The sequence below is a fragment of the Actinacidiphila sp. bgisy160 genome, assembly GCF_057707815.1.
Genome location: NZ_JBYIQW010000109.1, coordinates 1 through 6,490, shown reverse-complemented (window position 1 = coordinate 6,490; position 6,490 = coordinate 1). Strand labels below are relative to the sequence as shown.

At 68.7% G+C, this 6,490-nt stretch carries 6 protein-coding genes; 2 read left to right on the top strand and 4 right to left on the bottom strand.

All coding sequences use genetic code 11. From position 1 onward, the window contains the following. Positions 1-293: 293 nt before the first annotated feature. From AC3EUJ_RS36810 to AC3EUJ_RS36795, 4 genes are all read right to left on the bottom strand, one after another. Entirely contained in the window at positions 294-1,589 is a 1,296-nt protein-coding gene (locus AC3EUJ_RS36810; RefSeq protein WP_431969300.1) for a serine/threonine-protein kinase, read from the bottom strand. Between the two features lie 640 nt (positions 1,590-2,229). Then, positions 2,230-3,693: a UvrD-helicase domain-containing protein gene (locus AC3EUJ_RS36805; RefSeq protein ID WP_431969298.1), complete on the bottom strand. Its 1,464-nt coding sequence runs from the start codon at positions 3,691-3,693 to the stop codon at positions 2,230-2,232. Positions 3,694-3,744: 51 nt separating this feature from the next. Continuing rightward, the gene (locus AC3EUJ_RS36800; protein WP_431969296.1) at positions 3,745-4,155 is read right to left on the bottom strand and encodes a DnaB-like helicase N-terminal domain-containing protein; all 411 of its coding nucleotides are present in this window, start codon (positions 4,153-4,155) and stop codon (positions 3,745-3,747) included. Positions 4,156-4,348: 193 nt separating this feature from the next. Further along, positions 4,349-5,224 carry a DUF6083 domain-containing protein gene (locus AC3EUJ_RS36795; RefSeq protein ID WP_431969294.1) on the bottom strand — a complete coding sequence of 292 codons (876 nt, stop codon included), beginning with the start codon at positions 5,222-5,224 and terminating at the stop codon, positions 4,349-4,351. A 236-nt stretch (positions 5,225-5,460) separates the two neighbouring features. Here AC3EUJ_RS36795 and AC3EUJ_RS36790 point away from each other — a divergent pair, with 236 nt between their 5' ends. Both AC3EUJ_RS36790 and AC3EUJ_RS36785 read left to right on the top strand, forming a co-directional pair. Next, the gene (locus AC3EUJ_RS36790) at positions 5,461-6,102 is read left to right on the top strand and encodes an HAD family hydrolase (protein WP_431969292.1); all 642 of its coding nucleotides are present in this window, start codon (positions 5,461-5,463) and stop codon (positions 6,100-6,102) included. A 131-nt stretch (positions 6,103-6,233) separates the two neighbouring features. Beyond that, the coding region (locus tag AC3EUJ_RS36785; RefSeq protein WP_431969302.1) for a helix-turn-helix domain-containing protein at positions 6,234-6,490 on the top strand (257 nt) is incomplete at its 3' end.

Sequence of the window (6,490 nt, the reverse complement as noted above, 5' to 3'; positions counted from 1 at the left end):
GCGCATTCGTCGGCGTGGCTCCACGCGGCTGAAGCGGTGGCCGACGCGGAGGAAGAGGTCTTCGAGTTCGCGGTCCCAGTTCTCGGCTGCAGGCTCGTTGATCACGGCGGGAGGCTGCCCTCGCCGCTGTCATGACCAACGCCGGCTGCACACGATCGAGGGGCGGTCCCAAGAAGACCGCCCCTGACGGGCACCAGCCCCACTACACTCACTGCGCAGCCTTCTGATCAGGCAAAACGTCGAAGTCCTGCTGGAGTACTAACAGCGCCCGGTGAACGACAGCCCCCGGCTCGTCAGTTGTGGACGGCCCAACGGGCGCCGGGGATGGTGTCGGGCACCGTGGTGAAGCCCTTGCCATCGTTGTCGACGAGGGTAGTTCCGGGCTTGCCCGCGGCCACCCAGTCCACCGCGATGGAAAAGTTACACAAACACGTGGTGTTGGTGATGAAGACTTCGAAGACCTCGGGGTCGGTGTCACTGATCTTGTAGCGTGGCGGCACCGGCGGAATCGTGGCCTCGAAGTCCCCTGCGGCGACGCTGGAAATTGTTGGAGGGCGGGAGTCCAGCACCGCGCGGTAGGAGCGGGTGGCCTGGTCCCCGCCGCACTGGCCATAGCTGGAGTACGTCCCGCCGTTGGGCATCGGCAGGCGTTTGACGTTCACCAGACGCAGCCCCATCAGCAACACCGCGGCATGTGACGATGCCTGTGCGGTGATCTGAAGCGACGAGCGCGGCGCGATGTGGGTGTCATGGCTGTCACCTGATGCCTCGCCCTTCGCAGCCCATGTGTAGCCACATGGGGATGGCCGCCATCCGCCCTGGATCAACGGTTGCTCGGCTTTGGCCGTGCTCTTCGAGCCCCCGGCCGCCTGCATTGAGGACTTTGCCGACGGCGTGCCCGAACGGGCACCGTGGCCTGCCTGGTCCGTGGGATGACTGCCCGTCAATACAAATGTCAGCGTGACGGCGAGTGCGACGACCGCGGCGACCGCCGCGGTCCACACCACCGCCCGCCGCCGACCCCATGGCCGGCCGGCCCGCTGCGGCTGCAGTTGGCGCGCGGGCTGGGTAGGTGGTTCGTAGCCGGTGGAGGCTGGGCCAGCCACTTCGGATTCCGCAGCCCCCTGCGCCCCATCGGGCACCACATCAGAGCGAGATTCTTCCGCTGCGGGCTGCGACTGCCCGTCGTCGGGGTCTGCGGCCACCTCATCCGTAAGGTCTGGCTCCGCTGTACCGCTGCCTTCCAACGTGTCAGGTCTGACGTCACGGCCGGCGGTGGTGTGGCGGCGGGCTCGGGTCAGATCATCACGTCGCGTGCGGGCGTCGGCGTAACGGTCTTCGGCATCGGCGGCCGCCTGTGGCCCGCCCAGCGCCCGGGCGATCGCGATGACCGTCTCGTACTGCGGTAAGGCACGCCCGTTGAACGCGTTACTCAGCGTGCTGATCACCAGCGACGATGTCGGATCGTTGTCGCGGACCTGGCCGACGATGGTCTGCAGACTCGGAGCCCCCCGCTTGTTGCGCAAGCTCCTCAGCCACCGGGCGAGGTCCTCCACCGGATCGTCGTGAAGATCTCCCTGCCCGCTCATCGCGCCCCCTGTTATTTCGATCAGCGGCGTCAGCGTAGTCCGGCAGGCCCTCCACTGGAACCCGGCGTCCTTCGATGGGTTCCAGCAGCCTTCGAAGGTCTTTCATAACCTTCTGACCAGCGGAAACGTCCGCGGTTCACGAGTGCAATGGGTCATCCCCTCAAACCGGCAGCCGCCCGAAGCGGCCCTGCCCGTCCCTGCCCGGAGGACCCCGTGAACCCCTTCGACGACGCCTGGCTGGAGCAGCTCAACCCCCGCGACGCCCTGCGCGTCCTCGCCGCGTGGGACCGCTTGCGCCTGCACACCCCGGCCGCCCAACGCCCCATCACCTACCTCCACCAGCACACCCGCCTGCCCATCCGGCTGCTGACCCCCACCTCCACCACACCCGGACCGTGTGCGCCCACCCCCACCTCGGCCCCATCACCCAAACCGACCTCGACAAAGCCCTCGTCACCGCCTACCACGCCCTCGCACGCCTCACCCTCTAGCCCACCACACCACGCGCGGCGCCGGACGTCCCGGGGGCTGCCGGCGCAGCACGACTGCACGGCGCAATGCGAGCCGCAATGCTGAAAGGCAGCCCTCTCGCGTTTGCCATCCCCGTGGCGGACCGCTCTTCACCACCCGCCGCACTGCACTACGGGTTTCCGTCGGGGTGGTCGTTGATCCAGGTCAGCCCGCCGAGGTCGAGGCGGTGGCGGGCGCGGGTGACAGCGACGTAGGCGAGGCGTGCGTCGGCATCATCGATCGGCCCGGGCAGCGGGTTCCCGTGCTCGTCTTGTTCGTCGCTGTCCTTGGGTGGGTGGAAGTCGTCTGCGATCTCAACCTGGGGCCATTCGCGGCCCTTGGCCTTGTGCGCAGTGGATACCGTCACCTGCGCGTTCTCTTCCCGGTCAAGACGGTTGACCGCGGCCAGGACGGCGTCCGTGCCGTGAAAGTCGACGAGGTCGACCAAGGGCTGCAGGTCACTGCCGGCGGGATCGTGCTCGGCGTAGTCCTGCAGCTGGCCCCAGGAGGTGAACAGCACCAGCTCGGGGTGGGAGGTCCGGCGTCCGTCCTGCAAGTCCCGGGCGGCCAGCGCCAGAGCGCGCAGGGCCTGGCCTCCCCCGACCAGCGCAACCCTGCGGCCGCCTGCGAGGAAGCGCAGGACTTGGGCCATGGCTCCGATGTTGCTCCGGCACAGCACCGCGTCCGGCTTCGTCACCTTGCCGACCTCGGTGGGGATCGCCTGGCTGCCTTCCAGACGGATCGGAGCGTCGGCGATCGCCAGCCACCGGTTCGCCTCCAAAGCCAGAAGAGGCCCGAAGCGGAAGGACCGGGTCAACGACAGCGCGGTGCCGTCGAAGCCGGTCATGACGTCCTTGGCACCGCGCCAGCCGTAGATGGCCTGCGCCGAGTCGCCGACCATAACCAGCTGGGCGTGGCCGCGCTGGTTGAGCAGGACCTGCTCGAGGACGGGGTTGGTGTCCTGGGCCTCGTCCAGGAGCACGAAGTCGGTGCGCAGTTTCGGGTCGGACAGGGCCCACAGTTTCAGGTAGTGGTCGTGTTCGAAGCGGACCGCGCCGGTGTCGGGGTGCTGCAGGTCCGCCCAGGCAGCGCGGGCGTAAGGCAGGACGCGGCGGGCGAGCTCGGCGTGCAGATCCTCGGTGTCCAGGCCACGCAGCGGCGGCACGTGGTGGCGTTCGATGACCGGGTCGGCGGAGTGGCAGAAGCGGGTCACGGTGCGCTGGGCCGTGGAGGTCAGCGTGGCCGGCCACACGGTTCGGTCGCCGATCCGCATGGGCTTGGTGATACCCAGAGCATCGGCGGTGTGCCTCCCCGGAAGGCGGGGTCCGTTCAGGCGGGCCTGGTAGCGGTGACCGATGGCGGCGTAGGCCAGGGCGTGCGCGGTCTTGCACAGCACCGTGCCGGGGAAACGCGAGGCGGCGTCCTGCGCGATGGCCCGGTTGAACGCCACATACAAGCCGCGCCGGGAGGTGCCGGCGGCGAGCTGGGTGAGCGTGGTGGTCTTACCGGTACCGGCTCCGGCCTGGATCACCAGGTGATCCCCGGTGGCGAAAGCGTCGGCGGCCAGGACTTGTTCGTCGGTGGGCTGCAGCATCGTCGAGCATCGTCGATCTGTGAGAGCGCGGTCGGGGGCGCGCAGGGGTGGTCAGGTGGTGTCGTCGTCAATGAGGAAGCCGCGCATCGGCACCGGCGGCAGCCCCTCGGGGTGCGCGGTCGTATGGCGGCGCAGGTCGGCCAGGTCCCGGACGATCGCCGCGTAGTGCACTACTACCGGCTCCGCCGGTACCGCGGCACGGACAAGATCGGTAACCAGGTCCTTGGCCGGCTCGAGGAAGGCGGCCCTGCTCGTTCGCTGCCGCCGGGCGAGCTCGGCCGTGACGGCCGCCGGAGTACAGGGCTCCTTGTGGTGATGGATGGCGGCCGCAGAAAGGAAGACCTCCCGGAAGGCCGGGCCGCTGAAGTGCGCCGGGTGCAAGACCGCCATCAAGTACGGGACCAGCTGCGGGTGGCGGAGCAACGCGGCCAGGACCACGCGCTCGGCATGCTCATCGGACAAGGCAGGACCGGGCAGGGGCTGGTCAGGGTCGGGAGTACCGACCAAGGTCTTGGACACCAGGGGCCTCCGAAACGGCCAGGACAGGGGCAGCGAAACCGCCGCAGCGAGAGCTGCGGCAGGGGCGTGGCCGTAGCGGCCGCCGGGCCCACGCGGGCGGGCAGCCGAGCGGAACGGCAACTCGAGGGCAGCGGGCTCACCCCAGACCACGGCCCGATGCAGGCGACGGGTTGGGAAGCTGGTCGCGGATGTACAGGCGGTGGCGGACTGGGTCAAAGGGCTCCCAGGCAACCAGAGCGCTGTCCGCAGCACCGCGAACAGTGACGTGAGCGGTACAGCGCTGGGCGCGCCAGCGCATCTGTTCGGCGTACGGCAAGCCCGTGAGGTCGTACAGGGCCATCACCTCCGGGTCGGCCGGCAGGTGCCCGTCGCCGGGGCGAAGGAGCGGATCGACGAGCTCGAGCCGCCACGTGCCGGGCAGGGCCTCGGGGTCCAGGACAGGTAGGGAGCAGCGACGGCGGGCGCGGGTCCGGGCCACACACTGGAGTTCCTCGACAGGACCGGGGGCCAGATAGCGCGCGCCGATGATGCGCACGACCGGCCGGACAGGCACATCCCGCGCGGCCTGGGGTGGCTGCTCGGGCCGGGGTGTGAAGAGGCCGGCATCTTGCAGGCGGCGGGAGTTCAGCGCGAGGGCCCGGCACATCTCCTCCAGAAGCGGGCTGCGGTTGCCCACTGGGGATGCGGGGCACAGGGCCCGGTGCCGCACCCGGCACCACGCGCTCCCGTCATGGCAAGCATGAGCGACACCGGAAGAAACGTGCCAGCGCTCCCCCGGCGGCACCGACCCTGCGGGCAGCTCTACGGGATGCAGCGGAACAGCAGTACTGCCCGGGCGCTGGTACCACTCAACGGGATTCCCACAGAAATCACACCGGGCGCCCTGAGCGGTACGCAGCAGCCGGCTCGGACTGTCCTCGGCAATGCGCAGAGACCGGCGCGGCCGGTAATTCTTGCGGCTGCCGTCCCAGGCGCAACCATCGTCAGCGAAGGAGTTGTTCGTCGAGCGCATGACCGCAGACGATGACCGTCGACACGCCACAACATGGACGACCAAGCCGGGGAAGTCACCCTCCCGACCCCTTCAAGTCGCACAACAGTTCGTTCAATCATTCATGCGTTCTCTCCAGATCCCTCTCTCTCGGACCAGTCGTCGCCCGCGGGTGCTGTGCGCGCCTCCCTTCAACCACACGCGTGCACAGCTGGCTGCTCATCACGCTCCTGAGGTGGCCCCGTAGAATGCCGTGCATGATTCGCGCAGTAGCGTTCGACGTCGGTGAGACCCTGATCCGAGACGACCGCGGCTGGGCTTCTTGGGCGGACTGGCTGGGAGTACCCCGGCACACCATGTCCGCCCTTGTCGGATCCGTCGTAGCTCAAGGACGCGACAACGCCGACGCTCTGCGACTGGTGCGGCCCGGTCTGGAGGTTTCCGTCGAGTACGCGGCGCGGGAGCGCGCCGGTTACGGGGAACAGCTCGACGAGCATGACCTGTACGAGGATGTCCGCCCAGCCCTGTCCAGGCTTCTGGCGGCCGGGTTCCGAGTCATTATCGCGGGCAATCAGACCCGCAGAGCAGGCGAGTTGTTGCGCGCGCTCGACCTGCCCGCAGACGTCATCGCGACGAGCGGCGATTGGGGTGTGGCTAAGCCCGAGGCCGCCTTCTTCGAGCGGCTCGTCGAGACGGCCGACTGCACCCCTGAAGAGATCGTGTACGTGGGCGATCACCCCGCCAACGATGTCTTCCCAGTCCGCGCAGCCGGATTGCGGGCAGCACACCTTCGACGCGGCCCGTGGGGATATCTGTGGGCCGACAGTCCAGAAGTTGCGGCTGCGGCGGACTGGCGCATCAACTCCCTTACAGAGCTGGTCGATACGCTGACGAGGTAACACCAGATTCCTCACCCTGGGTCAGACGCGCGATACCCTCCGTACATCCAGGAGGATCGGAGACCACTGTGCCCGGAGACAGCGCGGGCGATGTAGGCAAGCGCATCGCAACCGCCCGTCGTTCCCGTCGCATGAGGCAAGGCGATCTTGCCCGGGCAGCGTCGCTGTCACCGAGCATGATCCAGAAGATCGAGCGTGGTGCCCGGCTACCGAGCGAGGACGCGCTGAATGCCATCGCCGCCGCTCTCGCTCTCGACCCATCCCGGCTGTCAGCCGACGGGGGCGGCAGGGCCAATAGTCGTGTGCGGGCGGCGCTCTCGGACATCTCCGCTGCGATCGCCACCTACGACCTCCCCGATGATGGCCCCGTTCGGCCGCTGCACGAGCT